Source organism: Pacificoceanicola algae, assembly GCF_049341065.1.
Classification (GTDB): domain Bacteria; phylum Pseudomonadota; class Alphaproteobacteria; order Rhodobacterales; family Rhodobacteraceae; genus Pacificoceanicola.
Map to the genome: position 1 here is coordinate 88,449 of NZ_JBMPIX010000003.1, position 20,035 is coordinate 108,483.

The following is a 20,035-nucleotide window of genomic DNA, read 5'->3' on the forward strand; positions in this document are numbered from 1 at the left end:
AATGGCAAGCATCGACTACGGCCGCGCGGCCAAGTATTTCCTGCTGTTCGACTTCATCGAAGGGTTCCGGTTGGGGTTGAAGTATTTCTTCGCGCCCAAGGCGACGCTGAACTACCCGCACGAGAAGGGCCCGCTCAGCCCGCGCTTCCGCGGTGAGCACGCGCTGCGCCGCTATCCCAACGGGGAAGAGCGCTGCATCGCCTGCAAGCTGTGCGAAGCGATCTGCCCGGCGCAGGCGATCACCATTGACGCCGAGCCGCGCGAGGATGGCAGCCGCCGCACCACGCGGTATGACATCGACATGACCAAATGCATCTACTGCGGCTTCTGTCAGGAAGCCTGCCCGGTGGATGCCATCGTCGAAGGCCCGAACTTCGAATTCTCGACCGAAACCCGCGAAGAGCTGTTCTACGACAAGGATAAATTGTTGGCGAACGGCGACCGCTGGGAGGCCGAGATTGCCCGTAACCTCGAGTTGGATGCACCGTACCGATGAGCGACAGCAAAACCCCTTTCGAGTTGATGATGGAACAGGCGCAGGAAATGGCCAAAGCCTTCAATCCTGCGATGTCGTCGTTTGACCCCAAGGGATTTGAAACGCTGTGGCCGACGATGCCGAAGGACGCGATGGAAATGTGGTTCGGCAAGGGGCTGTCCAAGGACGGCCTTGATGCCAAGACCCGCCTGCTGCTGACCATCGCCGGTCTGACCATGCAAGGCGCACAGGCCGAAACGCCGTTTCGCATGACGGTGCGCCACGCCCTGGAGGCGGGCGCCACGAAAGAAGAGATCGCCGAGACCATCGCGCAGATGTCGATGTTCGCCGGTATTCCTGCCATGACCCGCGCCATGGATATGGCCAAGGCGGTCATGGAAGACAAAAAGGATGATGAGACATGATGGTCTTTGCCTTCTACCTGTTCGCGCTTGGCGCCATTGCGGGGGGGCTGTTCACCGTGATCAGCCGCAACCCGGTGCATTCGGTGCTTTGGCTGATCCTGGCTTTCCTGTCTTCGGCGGGCATGTTCGTTCTGATGGGCGCCGAATTCGTCGCCATGCTGCTGATCATCGTCTATGTCGGCGCTGTTGCGGTGCTCTTCCTGTTCGTGGTGATGATGCTGGACGTCGATTTTGCCGAGTTGAAGGCTGAAATGGCGCGCTACATGCCACTGGCCCTGCTGATCGGCATCGTCATCCTGATGCAGTTGGCCATGGCCTTCGGTGTCTGGGAAGCCTCGGATATGGCCGCGTCGCAGCTGGCGCAACCGATCCCGAGCGACATGCACAACACGCAAGCTCTGGGCATGATCCTTTACGACCAATACTTCCTGCTCTTCCAACTGGCTGGCCTGATCCTGCTGGTCGCCATGATCGGCGCCATCGTTCTGACCCTGCGCCACCGCGCTGGCGTCAAGCGTCAGGACATCGTCAGCCAGATCCTGCGCGATCCCAAGCAGCAAATGGCGCTGCGGGACGTGAAACCGGGGCAGGGGCTGTAATGGTGCTGGGGGCGCTGGCGGCTGTAAAAAGCTCGGTGGCGGCTCTGGGGATCGGCGGTTTGGCCCTGCTATGGGTGGTCAAGGCGCTGATCGGCTGGAAGTTGTGGAAATGGCTGCGCGTTCGGCGCGGCGCCAAGATCTAAGCGGGGCCAAAGGGCCCTGAAATGAAACGGGCAAAGGCCCGGAGGGACGAGAATGATCGGACTTGAACATTACCTGACGGTGGCGGCAGTGCTTTTCGTCATCGGCATCTTCGGGCTTTTCCTGAACCGCAAGAACGTGATCATCCTGCTGATGAGCATCGAATTGATGCTTCTGGCGGTGAACATCAACCTTGTCGCCTTTTCGACCCATCTGGGCGATCTGGTCGGGCAGGTCTTTACCCTTTTCGTTCTGACGGTTGCTGCCGCCGAGGCCGCCATTGGCCTTGCGATCCTTGTCTGTTTCTTCCGGAACCGCGGCACGATCGCCGTGGAAGATGTCAACGTGATGAAAGGCTGACCCGATGGAGACCATCATCCTCTTCGCCCCACTGGTGGGCAGCCTTATTGCCGGCTTCGGGTGGCGCTTTATCTCGATCAAGGGTGCGCAATACGTCACCACGGGCCTGCTGTTCCTGGCTTGCCTGCTGTCCTGGATCGTTTTCCTGAGCCACGGGCCGGAAACCCAGCACATCCAGATCCTGCGCTGGATCGAAAGCGGCACGCTGAGTACCGACTGGGCGATTCGTCTGGACCGACTGACCTCGATCATGCTGATCGTCGTGACTACGGTGTCTTCGCTGGTGCACCTGTATTCCTTTGGTTACATGGCGCATGACAGCCAGTTCAAAGAGGGCGAGGAAAGCTATCGCGCCCGGTTCTTTGCCTATCTGTCGTTCTTTACCTTCGCCATGCTCATGCTGGTGACCTCGGACAACCTTGTTCAGATGTTCTTTGGCTGGGAAGGCGTGGGCGTTGCCTCTTACCTGCTGATCGGTTTCTACTACCGCAAGCCAAGCGCCAATGCCGCCGCGATCAAGGCCTTTGTGGTCAACCGGGTGGGGGACTTCGGCTTTGCCCTCGGCATCTTTGCGCTGTTCTTCCTTGCGGACAGCATCAAGTTTGACGACGTTTTCGCAGCTGCTCCGGCACTGGCTGAAACGCAACTGACCTTCCTGTGGCGCGAATGGAACGCCGCCGAAGTGATTGCCTTCCTGCTGTTCGTCGGGGCGATGGGTAAGTCGGCGCAGCTGTTCCTGCACACGTGGTTGCCGGACGCGATGGAAGGCCCGACACCCGTGTCGGCACTGATCCACGCCGCGACCATGGTGACCGCGGGCGTCTTTCTGGTCTGCCGCATGTCGCCACTGATGGAATACGCGCCGCATGCCACCGGGTTCATCACCTTCATTGGGGCGACCACGGCGTTTTTTGCGGCCACGGTCGGCCTTGTGCAAAACGACATCAAGCGTGTGATCGCCTATTCGACCTGTTCGCAGTTGGGTTATATGTTCGTCGCTGCGGGCGTCGGTGTGTACGGCGTGGCGATGTTCCACCTGCTCACGCACGCTTTCTTCAAGGCGATGCTGTTCCTTGGCGCCGGTTCGGTGATCCACGGCATGCACCATGAACAGGACATGCGGAATTACGGTGGTCTGCGCAAGAAACTACCCTGGACCTTCCGCGCCATGATGATCGGCACGCTGGCCATCACAGGTGTCGGCATCCCGCTGACCGGCTGGTTCGGCTTTGCCGGTTTCGTTTCCAAGGATGCGATCATCGAGAGCGCCTGGGCGGGGACAAACGGGGGCTATGGCTTCTGGATGCTGGTCATCGCGGCCCTGTTCACTTCGTTCTATTCGTGGCGCCTGATCTTCATGACATTCTACGGCGAGGCGCGCGGCGACAAGCACACGCATGAGCACGCACATGAAAGCCCGATGGTCATGCTGATCCCGCTGGGCGTGCTGGCCATTGGCGCGGTTTTCTCGGGGATGCTGTGGTACGGATCGTTCTTTGGCGATCACAACAAGGTCAACGCTTTCTTTGGCATCCCGGCCCACCATGAAGCCGCTGCCGAAGGTCATGGTGACGCCGCTACGGCCGAGGCTGGACATGACGATGCGCCCGCGCCCGAGGCTGGTCACGCGGACACTGCCACCGAACAAGCCGCGACTGACGCTGGGCATGGCGAGGCTGCCGCTGCGGAGGCCGGTCATATGGCCACGGGCATGGCGCCCCAAGGTGCGATCTTCATGGCGCCGGACAACCATGTGATGGACGATGCGCACCATTCGCCGGTGTGGGTCAAACTGTCCCCCTTCGTCGCCATGGTCATCGGTTTCATCGTGGCCTTCTGGTTCTATATCGTGAACCCGGCGCTGCCCAAGCAACTGGTTGAAAACCAGCGCCCCTTGTACCTGTTCCTGCTGAACAAATGGTACTTTGACGAAATCTACGACTTCCTGTTTGTGCAGCCCGCCAAGGCACTTGGCCGCCTGTTGTGGAAGCGCGGTGATGGCGACGTCATCGACGGATCGATCAACGGTGTGGCGATGGGCATCGTGCCCTTCTTCACCAAGCTCGCGGGCCGGGCGCAGTCTGGCTACATCTTTACCTATGCCTTTGCGATGGTGATCGGGATCGCGGTCTTGATCACCTGGATGACGCTCAGCGGAGGAGCGCACTAATGGATAACTTGCTTTCCATTGTAACCTTTCTGCCTGCTCTCGCGGCTCTGATCCTTGCGCTGTTCCTGCGCGGCGGTGATGAGGCGGCGGATCGCAACGCCAAGTGGCTGGCAATGATCGCCACCTGTGCGACCTTCGTGATCTCTTTGTTCATCCTGTTCCAGTTTGACCCCTCGGACACCGGGTTCCAGATGCTGGAAGAGCGGGATTGGCTGCTGGGTATGAAGTACAAGATGGGCGTCGACGGGATCTCGGTTCTGTTTGTCATGCTCACCACCTTCATGATGCCGATGACGATCATGGCCAGCTGGGGCGTCAAGACCCGGGTCAAGGAATACATGATCGCCTTCCTGCTGCTTGAAACGCTCATGCTGGGTGTGTTCATGGCGCTGGATCTGGTGCTGTTCTACCTGTTCTTCGAAGCGGGCCTGATCCCGATGTTCCTGATCATCGGCATCTGGGGCGGGGCGAACCGCATCTATGCGAGCTTCAAGTTCTTCCTTTATACGTTCCTCGGCTCGGTGCTGATGCTGGTGGCCATGGTGGCCATGTACGCGGACGCGGGCACGACGGATATCGTGCAACTGCTGAACCACAACTTCTCGACCGAGGGGTTCAGCATTCTGGGCATTCAAGTCGTCGGCGGGCTTCAGACCATGCTGTTCCTGGCCTTCTTTGCCAGCTTCGCGGTCAAGATGCCGATGTGGCCGGTCCACACCTGGCTGCCGGACGCGCACGTTCAGGCGCCGACGGCTGGTTCGGTGGTGCTGGCGGCGATCCTGTTGAAGATGGGCGGCTATGGCTTCCTGCGCTTCTCTCTGCCGATGTTCCCGGTGGGCTCCGAAGTGATGCAGAACCTCGTCTTCACGCTGTCGGTTATCGCGATCATCTACACCTCGCTCGTGGCGCTGGTGCAGGAAGACATGAAAAAGTTGATCGCTTATTCGTCGGTGGCGCACATGGGCTATGTCACCATGGGGATCTTTGCGGCGAACCAGCAAGGCGTCGATGGCGCGATTTTCCAGATGCTGTCGCACGGCTTTATCTCGGGCGCGCTGTTCCTTTGCGTCGGTGTGATCTACGACCGGATGCACACGCGTGAGATCGACGCCTATGGTGGCCTCGTGAACCGGATGCCGGCTTATGCTCTGGTCTTCATGTTCTTCACCATGGCCAACGTCGGCCTGCCGGGAACAAGCGGGTTTGTCGGCGAATTCCTGACCCTGATGGGGATATTCCAGGTCAACACCTGGGTGGCCGCTGGCGCCGCGACAGGGGTTATCCTCTCGGCGGCCTATGCACTGTGGCTGTACCGCCGCGTGGTCATGGGCGATCTGATCAAGGAAAGCCTCAAGACCATCACCGACATGACAACCCGCGAAAAGGCGATCTTTGCGCCGCTGGTGGTCATGACGATCTGGATGGGTGTCTATCCGGCGCCGATCCTCGACCGGATCGGACCGTCGGTAGCGGCATTGGTTGAGCATTATGACACGGCTGTGGCCGCTGCCGATCTTGGCAGCGACACCCAAGTCGCTGTCGCAGAACATTAAGGGGGCGGGGCTATGATCTCGGCTGATCTCAATATCATCCTGCCGGAAATCCTGCTGGCGGTCTTTGCAATGCTCGCGCTGGTCGGCGCGGTCTATACCGGCAAGGACAAGCTTGCTCCGGCTCTGGTCTGGGCCACCGCCGCACTGTTCCTGGCGCTGGCGCTTTGGATTGGAGCATCGGGCGCCGGCACTCACCCGGCCTTCAACGGCATGTTCATCGACGATGGCTTTGGTCGTTTCGCCAAGGTGACGATCCTTGTATCGGCAGCCGCGGTTCTGCTGATGAGCGAAGGCTACATGGCCGCGCGCGGGCTGCTGCGGTTCGAATACCCGTTGTTGGTGGCGCTGTCGGCGGTGGGCATGATGATGATGGTCTCGGCGGGCAACCTTATGTCGCTCTACATGGGGTTGGAGCTGCAATCGCTGGCGCTTTACGTTGTTGCTGCGCTGCGCCGTGACAGTGCCAAGTCGACCGAAGCGGGCCTGAAGTATTTTGTCCTCGGCGCGCTGTCGTCCGGCCTGCTGCTGTACGGCGCGTCGCTGATCTATGGCTTTGCCGGAACGACCGACTTTGCCGGGATCATCCAGACCGCCACCGAAGGCAATGTTTCGGTTGGTCTGCTTATCGGTCTGGTGTTGCTGATTTCCGGTCTGGCCTTCAAGGTTTCGGCGGTTCCCTTCCACATGTGGACCCCGGACGTTTACGAAGGTTCGCCGACGCCGGTCACCGCCTTCTTTGCTACCGCACCCAAGGTTGCGGCGATGGGTCTGTTTGCCCGCGTGATGCATGATGCCTTTGGCAACGCGACCCATGAATGGGGGCAGGTTGTCGCGCTTCTGTCGCTGCTGTCGATGTTCCTTGGCGCCGTGGCGGCAATTGGTCAGCGCGATATCAAGCGCCTGATGGCCTATTCCTCGATCGCGCATATGGGTTTTGCCCTGATGGGTCTGGCGGCGGGGACGGCGCTGGGTGTGCAGGCGATGCTGATCTACATGGCGATCTACGTCACGATGAATGTCGGCACCTTTGCCTTTATCCTGTCGATGGAGCGGGACGGCCAGCCGGTGACGGACATCGAGGCGCTGGGGATGTATTCCAAGCGCGAGCCGGGCAAGGCGCTGGCGATGCTGATCTTGCTGTTTTCGCTGGCAGGCGTTCCGCCGTTGGTTGGCTTTTTCGGCAAGTTCTACGTGCTTCGCGCGGCCTATGAAGCGGGCTTTGCATGGCTGGCGGTTGCAGGGGTCGTGGCCTCGGTCATCGGCGCGTTCTACTACCTGCGCATCGTGTACTACATGTACTTCGGAGAAGACCGCGAGGACGCTTTGGACGGTGGCAAGTCGCCCGTTCTTTGGGGGTTCCTGATGGCCTCGGCGGTGATCATGGTCGCCGGTGTGGTGAACCTGTTCGGGATCGAAGGGGCGGCTGCGGCGGCTGCGGCGACGCTGGTCAACTGATCGCGTCATCCCGCTGTTATCAAATTGTGACGCGCCTTCGGGCGCGTCGCTTTGTTTTTGGGGAATGGGGGCTCTGCCCCCGCGCAGCTTTGCTGCACTCCCCCGGGATATTTTCGGACCAGTGAAAGCAGGGGGCAGATATGTGGCCTGAGGGATATGGCAAGCGGGTGCTGGCCGAGATCGACAGTACCAATGCCGAGGCTGCGCGGATTGCTGGCGATCTGGCGGGGCCGGAGTGGATTTTGGCGCTGAAGCAGACGGCGGCGCGGGGGCGGCGTGGTCGGGCCTGGGTCAACCCGGCCGGGAATTTTTCGGCAACTTTGGTTTTGCGCCCTGCGGAGGCGCCCGAGGTTGTTGCGCTGCGGTCCTTTGTGGCGGCTTTGGCCCTGTTCGACGCGTTGGAAGAGGTCACCGGAACGCCGGCGGGTCTGGCGTTGAAGTGGCCCAACGATGTGTTGATGAATGGCGGCAAGGTTGCCGGGATCCTGCTCGAAAGCCTTGGCGGAGCGGGGGGGCATCTGGCCATCGGGATCGGGATCAATCTGATTGCCGCGCCGGATGTCGGGCAGGTGGAGGCCGGAGCTGTGCCTCCGGTCTCGGTGCTGGCGGAGACCGGCAAGAGGGTAACGCCCGAGGCGATGCTGGAGGCGCTTGCCCAAGCCTATGCGGCGCGGGATGCGGCCTTTGTCACCTATGGGTTTGCACCGATCCGCAGCGCCTGGTTGTCACGCGCGGCGCGTATTGGCGAGGTGATCACCGCCCGCACCGGGCGCGAAGAGCTCACCGGTACGTTCGAGACGGTGGACGAGACAGGCAATCTTGTCTTAAAGACCTCGGAAGCCCGTCGCGCAATCGCCGCGGCAGATGTGTTTTTCTAGAAGGCCTTACCCATGCTTTTGTGCATCGACTGCGGCAACACGAATACGGTCTTTTCCATCTGGGACGGGACGCGGTTTTTGTGCACCCTGCGCACCTCGACCCATCATTCGCGCACGGCGGATGCTTATTTCACATGGTATTCGACGTTGGTGAACCACTACAAGATCGATGCGGAAATCACCGATGTGATCATCTCATCGACAGTGCCGCGCGTGGTCTGGAACCTGCGGGTCTTTGCGGACCGGTTTTTTGGCTGCCGCCCTTTGGTGGTGGGCAAACCGGAATGTTCGCTGCCGCATGCGCCCCGGGTTGATGCAGGCACCGGCGTGGGGCCGGACCGTCTGGCCAACGCCGCCGCCGCCTTTGACCGGCATGGTGGCGATGTGGTGGTCGTCGATTTCGGCACTGCCACCAATTTCGACGTGGTGGCGGAGGATGGCGCCTATGTCGGCGGGGTGATCGCCCCCGGCGTGAACCTGAGCCTTGAGGCGTTGCACCAAGGGGCGGCGGCGCTACCTCATGTGGATATCAGCCAGCCCGAGCGGGTCATTGGCACCAATACCGTGGCCTGTATTCAATCCGGCGTCTTTTGGGGCTATGTCGGTTTGATTCAGGGCATCACCGAACGGATCAAGGCCGAATATGGCCGCCCGATGAAAGTGATCGGCACCGGCGGGCTTGCCCCGCTTTTCGCCTCTGGCGAGGTGTTGTTCGACAAGATCGAGGATGATTTGACCATGCATGGTCTGACCGTCATTCACGACTATAACAAAGAGCAAATAGGGGCAGACTTACATGAGCAGTGACCGCTTGATTTACCTCCCACTTGGGGGCGCCGGTGAGATCGGCATGAACTGCTATGTCTACGGACACGGCAAGCCGAGACAGGAACGCCTGATCGTAGTCGATTTGGGGGTGACCTTTCCGGATATGGATGGCTCGCCCGGTGTGGATCTGATCCTGCCGGACATCAGCTGGCTGAAAGAAAACCGCGCGCGCATCGATGCGGTCTTTATCACCCATGCGCACGAGGACCACGTTGGCGCGGTGGGCCACACCTACGAAGACCTTGGCGTGCCGATTTATGCGCGCGCCTTCACCGCCAATATCGCCCGACAAAAGCTGAGCGAGTTCGGGGTGGATGCAAAGGCGGTGACCACCGTTTCAAAATGGCCGGAAACAGTGCGGGCCGGGCCGTTCACCGTGGGCTTTTTGCCGATCTCGCACTCGATCCCGGAAAGCAGCGCGCTGGTGATCGACAGCCCGGGCGGGCGCATCATCCACTCGGGCGATTTCAAACTGGACAAGACACCGCTGGTCGGTGAGCCTTGGGATCCTGAGCTTTGGGCCGAGGTGTCCAAAGACGGCATCAAGGCGCTGATCTGCGATTCCACCAACGTGTTCTCTCCGAACCCCGGCCGTTCCGAGGCCGAGGTCGGCCCGATGGTCGAAGAGCTGGTGGCGAATGCCCCGCATATGGTGGTGGCGACGACCTTTGCCAGCAACGTGGCGCGGGTCAAGACATTGGCCGAGGCAGGCGAACGGGCAGGGCGCTCTATCTGCCTGATGGGCCGGGCCATGCGGCGGATGATCGAGGCCTCGATCGAAACCGGCGTTCTGAAAGGCTTTCCCAAGGTGATCGGCCCCGAGGACGCGTCATCCATCCCGCGCGAAAACCTGATGCTTCTGGTCACCGGATCGCAGGGCGAACGGCGCGCAGCCAGCGCGCAACTGGCGCGCGGCAAGTATCACGGCATGACCTTGAAAGAGGGCGATCTGTTCCTGTTCTCCTCCAAGACCATCCCGGGGAACGAGCGCGGCGTGATCCGGATCATGAACCAATTGTCCGAGCAAGGTGTTGATGTCGTTGACGATTCAAACGGGCTTTACCACGTGTCGGGGCACGCGAACCGCCCCGATCTGGAGACGCTTCAGGATGTGGTCCGCCCGCAGGTGGTGATCCCGATGCACGGCGAACACCGCCACCTGCGCGAGCATGTGAAGATGACCCAAAGCAAAGGCCGCAAAGGTGTTCTGGCGGTCAATGGCATGATGATCGAGCTGTCCGGCAATGAACCCAAAGTGGCCGAATATGTCGAGACCGGCCGCACCTATCTGGATGGCACGGTGCAGATCGGCGCGCTGGACGGGATCGTGCGCGACCGAATTCGCATGGCGCTGAACGGCCATGTGGTTGTCACAGTGCTGATCGACGAAGAGGATGAGCCGCTGGGTGAACCCTGGTGTGAGCTGATGGGGCTTGCGGAAACCGGCCGGTCGCGCGTGCCATTGACCGATGTGCTTGAGGAAGACCTGACGCAGTTTCTTGGCCGCGCCGGGGACAAGATCATGACGGACGATGACAAGCTTGAAGAAGGCATGCGCCGGATCGTACGCCAGACCTGCCAGAACGAGATTGGCAAAAAGCCAGAAGTCACGATTGTCGTCAGCCGCCTGATGTAGGCCTCAGGACGGATCGAATTTGTCCAGCAGGCGCGCCCGTAGGGCAAGCCTGTGCGCCGATGAGATCTTGAAGTGCAGTCCGGCATTCGTGCCGGACCGCCACCGGAAAACCGCCGGGTATTGTCCGATGCCGGGAATAGAGATCGACAGCGCTTTATCGTAAATGGATTTTACCGAAAGGCTGTCAAATTTGATTTGCACACCGCCGGCCGAGATGTTCACCACGTAGCACGGCACCTCGAAGCCATCCTGAATGGCGTGAGCATAGAGATGGCAAGAATAACGCTGCTCGGCGCGCAACTTGCGCATCCTTGTCACGACGGTTGGTTCGGGAAGTCCGGCCCCGTCCCCAAAGCCGTCTTCAAACAAGGCCATAACGTCAATCCTGCGTGTAAAGAATACAATGGCGACTGTATGGCAAACTCGGTTAACGGCATGTTGAAACCGCAGCCGCTTTCCGCAGACCAGAGCAACTTTGCCGCCTGCACAAAAAAGCCCGCACAAAAGATGTGCGGGCGATTGGTTTTGCCGTTGAGTGATGCGCTTAGCTGGCGCGGCGCTCGTCAAAGCTCAGCGCGATGAACTCGGGCAGATGGTCGCCCATTCCAACCACGTTGTTGTCATTGCGGCGCGGGCGGTCCTGACGGTCCTGGCGTTGGTCCGAGCGCTCCTGACGTTGCTCCGGGCGGTCTTGGCGTTCGGTTCGTTCCTGGCGGGCAGGCTTGGCGGCGCGCGGTTCGCTTTCGCGGCGGGCCTCAGGCTCGGCGCTTTTGGTACGCGGGGCGCGGGTCCGGGTGCGCGTCGGCTTTTTCTCGTCGCTTTTGGCCGGAGCGTCGCTTTGCACAACCTCTTCGGCAGCTTTTGGCTCCGTATCGGATTTCAGCGGGTTGTCGATCCGCGGGATATCTTTTTGAAGCAGCGCCTCGACCGCAGCAAGGTTCTTTTCGTCCCGCGCTGCAACAATGGTAAAGGCCTTGCCATCGCGTCCGGCGCGGCCAGTGCGGCCAATCCGGTGTACGTAGTCTTCGGCATGGCCGGGCACGTCGAAGTTGATCACATGGCTGACCGAAGGCACATCAAGCCCGCGCGCCGCAACGTCCGAGGCGACCAGAATGCGCAGGCTGCCAGCGCGGAAGCCGTCCAGCGTCCGGGTGCGTTGCGACTGATCCAGATCGCCGTGGATCGGCGCCGCGTCATAGCCGTATTTGGTCAGCGATTTCGAAACGATATCCACATCCACCTTGCGGTTGCAGAAGATGATCGCATTGGTCAGCTTGTCGCCTTCGCCATCGATGATCGCGCGCAGGATCTTGCGCTTTTCGGTGGCTTCGCGATCCTTGCGCGAGGCTTTGAAAACCACGGCAGCCTGTTCGATGGTCTCCGAGGCAGTGGCCTGGCGGGCAACTTCGATCCGGGCGGGGGACGACAGGAAGGTATTGGTGATGCGTTCGATTTCCGGCGCCATCGTGGCCGAGAAGAACAGCGTCTGGCGAGTAAAGGGCGTCAGGCCGAAAATGCGTTCGATATCGGGGATAAAGCCCATATCCAGCATCCGGTCAGCTTCGTCCACCACCATGACCTTGACGTCAGACAGGATCAGCTTGCCGCGCTCGAAATGGTCGAGCAGGCGACCGGGGGTGGCGATCAGAACGTCAACGCCCTTGTCGATCAGCGCATCCTGTTCCTTGAACGAGACACCCCCGATCAGCAGCGCCTTGGTCAGTTTGACGTTCTTGGCGTAGATGTCGAAGTTTTCGGCCACCTGAGCGGCCAGTTCCCGTGTCGGGCACAGAACAAGGCTGCGCGGCATCCGCGCGCGCGCGCGCCCGCGGGCGAGCATCGTGATCATCGGCAGCGTAAAGCTGGCGGTCTTGCCTGTGCCTGTCTGGGCAATTCCCAGAACGTCGCGGCCTTCGAGGGCAGGGGGGATGGCCCCGGCTTGAATAGGCGTGGGGATTTGGTAGCCAGCCTCTTCGACGGCTTTGAGAACTTTGGGGTTCAGGTTCAGGTCAGAGAATTTTATTGTGGTCATGCCGGTCCGATCAAGGCAGGCACTTTCCATGGCCTGCGCGTCCAAGTGAGTTAAGGCCCGTTCGGCCCCGCATATCGTCGCGTGAATAACTCCTGTGGCTTGCATTAGTGAAAAGCGCGGCAAAGGTCAATTGTAGCCTTCATTGCTGGGCAAGTGATCGCGCGTCAGTGTTTCGCAAATCGAAACAGTGCGTGCGCTCAGGCAGGACTGACGCCGGGAAAGTGTTTTTCGCGCAATCCCGGCAGGTTCATCACCCTGCGTCGCAGCAAGCCATGCGCCTCAAGTCGTTCGCAAAGCTCGGGGGTGGCGGTGCAGACCTCTTGGAAAAAGGCGCGCAGCCCGTCTTCGCCTGCCTCGGCTTCGATTGCGCGGAACAGATCGTGCAGGTTCACGGCATCGCCGCGCCGCACTTGCGGTTTCAACTCGGCCCGGTACGAGCCGCGTTCAAGCCGAAAGCGGTAGGCGCGCTTGAAATGATCCCAACTGTCGGCGTGGAAATGGCCCAGTTCGGTGCCGGTCAGATCGGCCTGACCGGGGTTCTCTTCGCCATCAAGGATCACGTTGTGGATCTTGATGTTCAACCCCTTGAGACCGGTGCGAAAGAACAGCTTGCCCGCCACATGGCTGAGGAACCCGCCGGACAGATGCGGCCCCCAGGTTGGAAAACAGGCCTCGGCGGCCTTTTGGCGGGCGTCCTGGTCCAGATGAAATGCCTTGAAGGCGGTGTCGCTGGGCGCGCTGCCTTTGCCCGGGGCCAGCGCTTCGACCGGGCGGACACGGGCACAAAGCGCGTTTTGTGGCAACTCGCTCAGCTGGTCCGAGATCGGATAGGCGGGCAGCAGGAATTCATCGACGTCGATATGGGCCAGCCATTCGGTTTCGGCTTTGCGGTTGTTGGCATGGCGCGCGTTCTTGCATTGGCGCAGCTGATGTTTGTTCGGACGGCCATTGCGTTTGCCCCACCATGCCGCATCAGTGTGCTGGACGCGGATTTTCGGATGACCGGCAAGGGCGGCTTCGATGTCCGGCGCGGCATCGTCGAGATAGATGTAGAGCCGGTGCGCGCCCAATTCGAGGTGCCACGCGGCGAAATCGAGCACCGCGCCAAGTGGCGCCTTGATGGTCGAGACAACGCCCCAGCGGGCCAGAGTGGTCATGGAAGCTCTCCAAAAACACGGGCGACGGCGCCGTCCAGATCGAAGGTATGTGTCAACAGCATGTTGCGGGCAGCAAGCCGCGCGCGCAACTCTGGCGTGTCTGCGCAAACCTCGTTGAAAAAGGCGCACAGGCCGTCGTCGCCTTCTTCTTCGCTGAGAAATTTCAGCAGTTCGGCCTGTCCGAGCTCGGGGCGTTCAGAGCGCGGTCGGTACGAGCCTTTGGTCTGGCGAAAGTCCAGATGATCGCGAAAATGCTGCCACGACGGCGCATGAAAATGCGCAAGGTAAAGGCCGGGCGGTTTGACGCGATTGGTGGTGTCCTCGCCTTTGTATTTCATCGTGTGGATGCCAAGGCGGGTGTCGGGAATACCGGTGCGGGCAAAGACCTTGCCCGAGGTATGCGACAGGAAACCGCCGTAAAGATGCATGCCGAAGGTGGGGTAGATGTCCTGAAGCTCAGATTTTTTGACGTTGGCCTGTTTGTGGCTCAGCTTGAAGTGACGCGGCAGGCCGGTTTCCGGTGCCAGCGCTTCGGCAGGGGGAACGCGGGCGATGGCGTTGGAGGGCGCGACCGAGGCGAGCTTTTCGTTCAGAGGCAGATCAGAGATCAGGAATTCATCCACGTCGATATGGCCGAGCCATTGCAGATCATCGGCCACGGCGCGCAGGCACCGCGTCGCGTTATAGGCTTGCCGGCGCTGGTGTTCGGGCAGCCGTCTGCGGCCCGAGGCCTTCCAATAGGCGTCATCGCACAGGGTGACATGGATTTTCGGATGCCGGGTCAGATAAGCCCTGGTCGCGTCGTCGGGCTCATCAAGGTAGATGTGCAGGGCATCGGCGCCCAGTTCCAGATGATAGGCCGCAAAACGGGCGATCGCGGGCAGCGGCGCCTTGATCGTGCTGACAAGGCCCCAGCGCAGGCTGTCGGCGGTCAGCTGTGTCTGAGCCTTGGGAACCGGGGCGATGTTGCCGGGGGCGGCATCCTTGCGGGCCTTGCGTTTGCGCATGGTCATCAGGCGGCGCATCACCGTGCGCTCATCATGGATGAGCAAATCCAGCAGGTGATGGGCGAGGGGGGCAATGACCGCATCGCCTTCGGCTTCTTGCCAGAGGCGCGCGATCAGATTGACGTCCAGCCCGCCCGAGGCGATGGCGTAGCTGTCCATCTCAAGCGGCAGCTTGGCGCGGGTCTTGCCATCCAGAGCGAAGGGTTGGTCTGGCGTCAGGCCGGAATAGAGCCGTTCGGATTCATACAGCTTCATGGCGCCGAAAAGGGTGGTCAGGGCCAGCCCGACCGAGCGTTGAACGCCGGTCGTGCCGTGATCGCCGAAAGTTGTCACCGCCGAGACCAGCCAGCGCGGATCGAGTTGCCCGATCAGATGCGCGCCCTGTTCCGCCCAAAGGCGTTGGAACAAGGCGGGGGCATGATCCGGCCAGTCGCGTTTGCGCAGGTGCGCGATCAGAATGCCGTTCAGGTAGGCCAGCTCGGACAGTCCGGTGAGTTCGCGGCGCAGGGCGAACCGTTTGCGGTGGTAAGACGAGCGGAAGGGTGGGGCTTCGCCCGGGTCATCTTCGGGCGCGGGGACGGTTTGCTTTGCCAGAGCGGCAAGGTCGCAATCGAGCGCAGGCAAGCCTTCGCCCGGGGCATAGGTGAAGCTGTCCCTGCGGGTTTCATATTGTGTGAGAAGCGCGGCCATGCCGCCGGGATAGGTGGGGGTTCTGCTCATGGCGCTACATTGGCTGTGACAAGACCGTTCGGCAAGCGGGCCACTGGTAAAATGTGCGCCTGCGGCGCGCAGGATGTCTCGGCGCCGGCCTTCGGCCTTTGCCTCGTTGAAACAGACCCGTGGAGAGGCGACATGTTTCTTTGAGCTTGGCGCTTTGGTCAACTTGGAAAATGTCCCGGTAGACGCGCCGGGGGCTTTTCAAAGGGCGCTGGCTGGGGCAAAGGGGCGGCATGGCACAGACACGATTTGAACTGAAAGCCCGGGATGGGCAGGCGCGGTTGGGAGTGATCTCCACCCCGCGCGGCGAGATCCGGACACCGGCCTTCATGCCCGTGGGCACGGCGGCAACGGTCAAGGGGATGATGCCCGAAAGCGTGCGGGCAACCGGCGCGGACATTTTGCTGGGCAACACCTATCACCTGATGTTGCGCCCCGGGGCCGAGCGGATCGCGCGGTTGGGCGGATTGCACAAGTTCATGAACTGGGAGCGACCCATCCTGACGGATTCGGGCGGCTTTCAGGTGATGAGCCTCTCTGGGCTGCGCAAGCTGACCGAAGAGGGGGTCACGTTTTCCTCTCATATCGACGGCTCGAAGCACATGCTCAGCCCCGAGCGGTCGATGGAAATCCAGAAGTTGCTTGGCTCTGACATCGTGATGGCCTTTGACGAATGCCCCGCGCTGCCCGCAGACCGCAAGCGGATCGCAGAAAGTATGCGGCTGTCGATGCGTTGGGCGCAGCGATCCCGCGATGCCTTTGGCGATCGACCGGGGCATATGCTGTTCGGGATCATGCAGGGCGGTCTTGAGCGGGATCTGCGCGAGGAAAGCGCCGAGGCGCTGAAGGCGATTGGTTTTGATGGCTATGCCGTCGGCGGTCTGGCCGTGGGCGAGGGGCAAGAGGCGATGTTTGATTGCCTGGACTATGCGCCGGACCTCTTGCCCGAGGACAAGCCGCGCTACCTGATGGGGGTCGGCAAGCCCGACGACATCGTCGGCGCGGTCAAACGCGGGATCGACATGATGGACTGCGTTTTGCCGTCGCGTTCGGGGCGCACCGGGCAGGCATTTACCCGGCACGGGGTGGTGAACATCAAGAACGCCCGCCATGCGGATGATCCGCGGCCGCTGGACGAGGGATGCACCTGTCCGGCCTGTTCCAGCTATAGCCGCGCGTATTTGCACCACGTCTTTCGCTCGGGTGAAATGATCAGTGGCATGCTGCTGACATGGCACAACCTGCATTATTTCCAGGAGATCATGGAGGGCATGCGCGGGGCGATTGCCGCGGGTACCTTCGACGCCTGGGAAGCGGAGTTTCATGCGCAGCGGGCCGAGGGAGATATCGCCCCGCTATAGGCGTTTGCTGGCGCTCAGGGTTGGATCGTCTCGCGCAGGGTGACGATGTTGCCGCGGCCATCTGATGTGGTGATTTCGACCAGGTGCTTGCCTTTGTACTCGTTGTTCTTGGTGATGTATTCGATCTCGATGCCAGCAGACTTGCCCTTGAAACGCTCTGGCATCCCGCCCGCGCAGGTGGTTTCGAATTTCTGAAGGACCTGACCGCGCCGCTTGCGGGCCTTGCCGACGTGCGCGATCTGCCCGATTTTCCCACCCTTGCAATATTTACGCATCATGCCGGTGATCTCGGTCAAAGAATATCCACCCACTGAATAGAGTCCTTCAACCTTTTGCGAGCTGCGCTCGAGGCGAAAGAAGAACCCTTTGATCGGGTCGGCCGCGACGGCGGGCGTCGCGCCAAGAACAGCAATGAGGGGAAGGGCAAATCGGATTTTCGAAATCATGGTGGGCTCTTACAAGATAATCTTCATTCGGGCGCTCGGTATCACAGGGTGGTCGTTCCATCAACTATGTTCGGTGCCCACAGGCGCCTCCGTGTTTCCTGACAATTCCCTCTAAAGTGCGCTTGCACCTAGGCTCCACACGGGTCATTCTGTCGGCCAGCCTGCTGGGGCGCGCGGGTTGAAAATCTGTTAACCCGCCCCATCTGTAAGTCCGATACCGGAGAAACCTGCGTTGCCGCCGAGCGGGACAGGGTTTCTTGCCAAGAACAGGATAACGAGCATGAAATATCCCTTGAATCCTTCCTACCCGGTGCTGCCGCTGCGCGATATTGTGGTGTTCCCGCATATGATCGTGCCGCTCTTTGTGGGGCGCGAAAAATCGGTGCGCGCGCTGGAAGAAGTGATGAACGACGACAAGCAGATTCTGCTTGCCAGCCAGATAGACCCTTCGGTGGATGATCCGCAAACGGATGGTATCTACAAGGCGGGTGTACTGGCCAATGTGCTGCAACTGCTCAAACTGCCCGATGGCACGGTAAAGGTGCTGGTCGAAGGGCAGAGCCGTGTGCGCATTACCGAATACCTTGAAAACCCGAACTTCTTCGAGGCCTCCGCCGAGTATCTGACGGAAATGCCGGGGGATTCCCTGTCGATCGAGGCGTTGACGCGCACCGTGGCCGAAGAATTCGAGCGTTATGCCAAAGTCAAAAAGAACATCCCCGAAGAGGCGTTGACCGCCGTTGGCGAAGCGCAGGACGCGGCCAAACTGGCTGACCTTGTGGCCGGCCATCTGGGAATCGAAGTGCCGCAAAAGCAGGAACTGCTTGAGACGCTGAGCGTGAGCGAACGGCTTGAGAAGGTCTATGGCCTGATGCAGGGCGAAATGTCGGTTCTTCAGGTCGAGAAAAAGATCAAGACCCGCGTCAAATCCCAGATGGAGAAGACCCAGCGCGAATACTATCTGAATGAGCAGATGAAGGCCATTCAGAAAGAGTTGGGTGACGGCGAAGAGGGCGAAGGCGAAATTGCCGAGCTTGAGGAAAAGATCGCTGGTACAAAGCTGTCCAAGGAAGCCAAGGACAAGGCCGAGGCCGAGTTGAAGAAGCTCAAGAACATGTCGCCGATGTCCGCCGAGGCCACCGTGGTGCGCAACTATCTGGACTGGATGTTGTCGATCCCTTGGGGCACCAAGTCGCGTGTCAAAAAGGATCTGAACCGCGCGCAGGACATCCTCGACGCCGATCACTACAGCCTTGAAAAGGTCAAGGAGCGGATTGTCGAGTATCTTGCCGTTCAGGCGCGCTCGGCCAAGCTCAAGGGCCCGATCCTTTGTCTTGTCGGCCCTCCGGGCGTGGGTAAAACCTCGCTTGGCAAATCGATGGCCAAGGCCACCGGGCGCGAATTCATTCGGATTTCGCTGGGCGGCGTGCGCGACGAAAGCGAGATCCGCGGTCACCGCCGGACTTACATCGGCTCGATGCCGGGCAAGATCATTCAGGCGCTGAAAAAGGCGAAAACCACGAACCCGCTCATCCTGCTCGATGAAATCGACAAGATGGGGCAGGACTTCCGTGGCGATCCGGCATCAGCCATGCTTGAGGTGCTGGACCCTGAGCAGAACTCGACCTTCATGGACCACTATCTTGAGGTGGAATATGACCTCTCGAACGTGATGTTCGTGACCACGTCGAACAGCTACAACATGCCGGGTCCTCTGATGGACCGGATGGAGATTATCCCGCTCTCGGGCTACACCGAGGACGAAAAGCTCCAGATCGCTAAGCGGCATTTGCTGGACAAACAGGTCAAGAACCACGGTCTGAAAAAGCACGAATTCTCGGTTGATGACTCGGCCTTGACGGATATCATCCGCTACTACACCCGCGAGGCGGGCGTTCGGAACCTTGAACGCGATATCGCCAAGCTGGCTCGGAAAGCGGTCACCAAGATCGTCAAGAAAGAGACTGAGAAGGTGCACGTCACTTCCGACAACCTTGATGATTTCCTCGGGGTCAAGAAGTATCGCTATGGTCTGGCCGAGGATGAACATCAGGTCGGTGTCGTCACCGGGTTGGCCTATACTTCGGTCGGTGGCGATCTGCTGCACATCGAGGCGCTGCGCCTGCCGGGCAAAGGCCGGATGAAGACCACCGGCAAGCTGGGCGATGTGATGAAGGAATCCATCGAAGCGGCCAGCAGCTATGTGCGCTCCATCGCGCCGCAGATCGGGGTGAAACCTCCGATGTTCGACAAGATGGACATCCACGTGCACGTGCCCGATGGCGCGACGCCCAAGGATGGACCCTCGGCAGGCTTGGCCATGGTGACTTCGATCGTTTCGGTGCTGACGGGTATCCCGGTGCGCAAGGATATCGCCATGACCGGCGAGGTTTCTCTGCGCGGCAACGCGATGCCAATCGGCGGTCTCAAGGAAAAACTCCTGGCGGCCCTGCGCGGCGGGATCAAGACGGTCCTGATCCCGGAAGAGAACGAAAAGGATCTGGCGGAACTGCCCGACAACGTGAAAGAGGGGCTGGAGATCATCCCGGTCAAACACGTTTCCGAAGTTCTGAAACTTGCGCTGATCGACACGCCCGAGCCGATTGAATGGGACCAGGAGGCTGAAGAAGCTGCAGCCGCAGCCGCCGCCAAGGGTAAAGAGGCAGAGGCTGGCCTTACCGCACACTAATCTTTGGTTTCTGACAACATAGCGGCCCCGGTGACACTGTCGCCGGGGCCGTTTCTTTTGTGCCTGGTTGATGAGAACGCGATCCGTCGTCAGATTGACAGAAATC

18 protein-coding genes are annotated in these 20,035 nt (G+C 60.4%); 13 read left to right on the forward strand and 5 right to left on the reverse strand.

Annotated elements, in window-relative coordinates; all coding sequences use genetic code 11:
- Position 1 precedes the first annotated feature (1 nt).
- The 11 genes from nuoI to ACOYQJ_RS05395 all read left to right on the forward strand — a co-directional run bounded on the left by nuoI (position 2) and on the right by ACOYQJ_RS05395 (position 10,520).
- On the forward strand, positions 2-496 hold the full coding sequence (nuoI, locus tag ACOYQJ_RS05345; RefSeq protein ID WP_422904979.1) for an NADH-quinone oxidoreductase subunit NuoI: 495 nt from the start codon (positions 2-4) through the stop codon (positions 494-496).
- Positions 493-900 (forward strand): carboxymuconolactone decarboxylase family protein, encoded by a 408-nt coding sequence (locus ACOYQJ_RS05350; RefSeq protein WP_422904980.1) that lies wholly within the window; start codon positions 493-495, stop codon positions 898-900. The genes nuoI and ACOYQJ_RS05350 overlap by 4 nt, the downstream gene beginning before the upstream one ends.
- Positions 897-1,499, forward strand: a complete 603-nt coding sequence (locus ACOYQJ_RS05355) for an NADH-quinone oxidoreductase subunit J (RefSeq protein WP_422904981.1) — start codon at positions 897-899, stop codon at positions 1,497-1,499. The genes ACOYQJ_RS05350 and ACOYQJ_RS05355 overlap by 4 nt, the downstream gene beginning before the upstream one ends.
- Complete coding sequence (locus ACOYQJ_RS05360) at positions 1,499-1,642, forward strand: hypothetical protein (RefSeq protein WP_422904982.1); 144 nt, start codon at positions 1,499-1,501, stop codon at positions 1,640-1,642. The genes ACOYQJ_RS05355 and ACOYQJ_RS05360 overlap by 1 nt, the downstream gene beginning before the upstream one ends.
- A 52-nt stretch (positions 1,643-1,694) precedes the next feature.
- Positions 1,695-2,000 (forward strand): NADH-quinone oxidoreductase subunit NuoK, encoded by a 306-nt coding sequence (gene nuoK, locus ACOYQJ_RS05365; protein ID WP_023849383.1) that lies wholly within the window; start codon positions 1,695-1,697, stop codon positions 1,998-2,000.
- A 4-nt stretch (positions 2,001-2,004) separates the two neighbouring features.
- On the forward strand, positions 2,005-4,170 hold the full coding sequence (gene nuoL, locus ACOYQJ_RS05370) for an NADH-quinone oxidoreductase subunit L (RefSeq protein WP_422904983.1): 2,166 nt from the start codon (positions 2,005-2,007) through the stop codon (positions 4,168-4,170).
- Positions 4,170-5,723, forward strand: a complete 1,554-nt coding sequence (locus tag ACOYQJ_RS05375; RefSeq protein ID WP_422904984.1) for an NADH-quinone oxidoreductase subunit M — start codon at positions 4,170-4,172, stop codon at positions 5,721-5,723. The genes nuoL and ACOYQJ_RS05375 overlap by 1 nt, the downstream gene beginning before the upstream one ends.
- A 12-nt stretch (positions 5,724-5,735) precedes the next feature.
- Positions 5,736-7,178 (forward strand): NADH-quinone oxidoreductase subunit NuoN, encoded by a 1,443-nt coding sequence (gene nuoN, locus ACOYQJ_RS05380; RefSeq protein WP_422904985.1) that lies wholly within the window; start codon positions 5,736-5,738, stop codon positions 7,176-7,178.
- Positions 7,179-7,318: 140 nt separating this feature from the next.
- Positions 7,319-8,056: a biotin--[acetyl-CoA-carboxylase] ligase gene (locus ACOYQJ_RS05385; protein WP_422904986.1), complete on the forward strand. Its 738-nt coding sequence runs from the start codon at positions 7,319-7,321 to the stop codon at positions 8,054-8,056.
- A 12-nt stretch (positions 8,057-8,068) separates the two neighbouring features.
- Positions 8,069-8,863, forward strand: coding sequence for a type III pantothenate kinase (locus tag ACOYQJ_RS05390; RefSeq protein ID WP_422904987.1), 795 nt, complete (start codon positions 8,069-8,071; stop codon positions 8,861-8,863).
- Entirely contained in the window at positions 8,853-10,520 is a 1,668-nt protein-coding gene (locus ACOYQJ_RS05395) for a ribonuclease J (protein ID WP_422904988.1), read from the forward strand. The genes ACOYQJ_RS05390 and ACOYQJ_RS05395 overlap by 11 nt, the downstream gene beginning before the upstream one ends.
- A gap of 3 nt (positions 10,521-10,523) precedes the next feature.
- On the opposite strand, the gene ACOYQJ_RS05400 is transcribed toward ACOYQJ_RS05395, so the two are convergent.
- From ACOYQJ_RS05400 to ACOYQJ_RS05415, 4 genes are all read right to left on the reverse strand, one after another.
- Entirely contained in the window at positions 10,524-10,895 is a 372-nt protein-coding gene (locus ACOYQJ_RS05400) for a PilZ domain-containing protein (RefSeq protein ID WP_422904989.1), read from the reverse strand.
- Positions 10,896-11,064: 169 nt separating this feature from the next.
- On the reverse strand, positions 11,065-12,582 hold the full coding sequence (locus ACOYQJ_RS05405) for a DEAD/DEAH box helicase (protein WP_422904990.1): 1,518 nt from the start codon (positions 12,580-12,582) through the stop codon (positions 11,065-11,067).
- A gap of 167 nt (positions 12,583-12,749) precedes the next feature.
- Positions 12,750-13,709: a glycosyltransferase family 2 protein gene (locus tag ACOYQJ_RS05410; protein ID WP_422904991.1), complete on the reverse strand. Its 960-nt coding sequence runs from the start codon at positions 13,707-13,709 to the stop codon at positions 12,750-12,752.
- Complete coding sequence (locus tag ACOYQJ_RS05415; protein WP_422904992.1) at positions 13,706-15,436, reverse strand: glycosyltransferase family 2 protein; 1,731 nt, start codon at positions 15,434-15,436, stop codon at positions 13,706-13,708. The genes ACOYQJ_RS05410 and ACOYQJ_RS05415 overlap by 4 nt, the downstream gene beginning before the upstream one ends.
- A 230-nt stretch (positions 15,437-15,666) precedes the next feature.
- Between ACOYQJ_RS05415 and tgt the strand changes: the two genes are divergently transcribed.
- Positions 15,667-16,794 (forward strand): tRNA guanosine(34) transglycosylase Tgt, encoded by a 1,128-nt coding sequence (tgt, locus tag ACOYQJ_RS05420; protein WP_422904993.1) that lies wholly within the window; start codon positions 15,667-15,669, stop codon positions 16,792-16,794.
- Between the two features lie 14 nt (positions 16,795-16,808).
- On the opposite strand, the gene ACOYQJ_RS05425 is transcribed toward tgt, so the two are convergent.
- Entirely contained in the window at positions 16,809-17,240 is a 432-nt protein-coding gene (locus ACOYQJ_RS05425; protein ID WP_422904994.1) for a hypothetical protein, read from the reverse strand.
- Between the two features lie 280 nt (positions 17,241-17,520).
- On the opposite strand from ACOYQJ_RS05425, the gene lon reads away from it, so the two are divergent.
- A complete protein-coding gene (lon, locus tag ACOYQJ_RS05430; protein WP_422904995.1) occupies positions 17,521-19,929 on the forward strand; it encodes an endopeptidase La in 2,409 nt (802 codons plus the stop codon).
- Positions 19,930-20,035 lie beyond the last annotated feature (106 nt).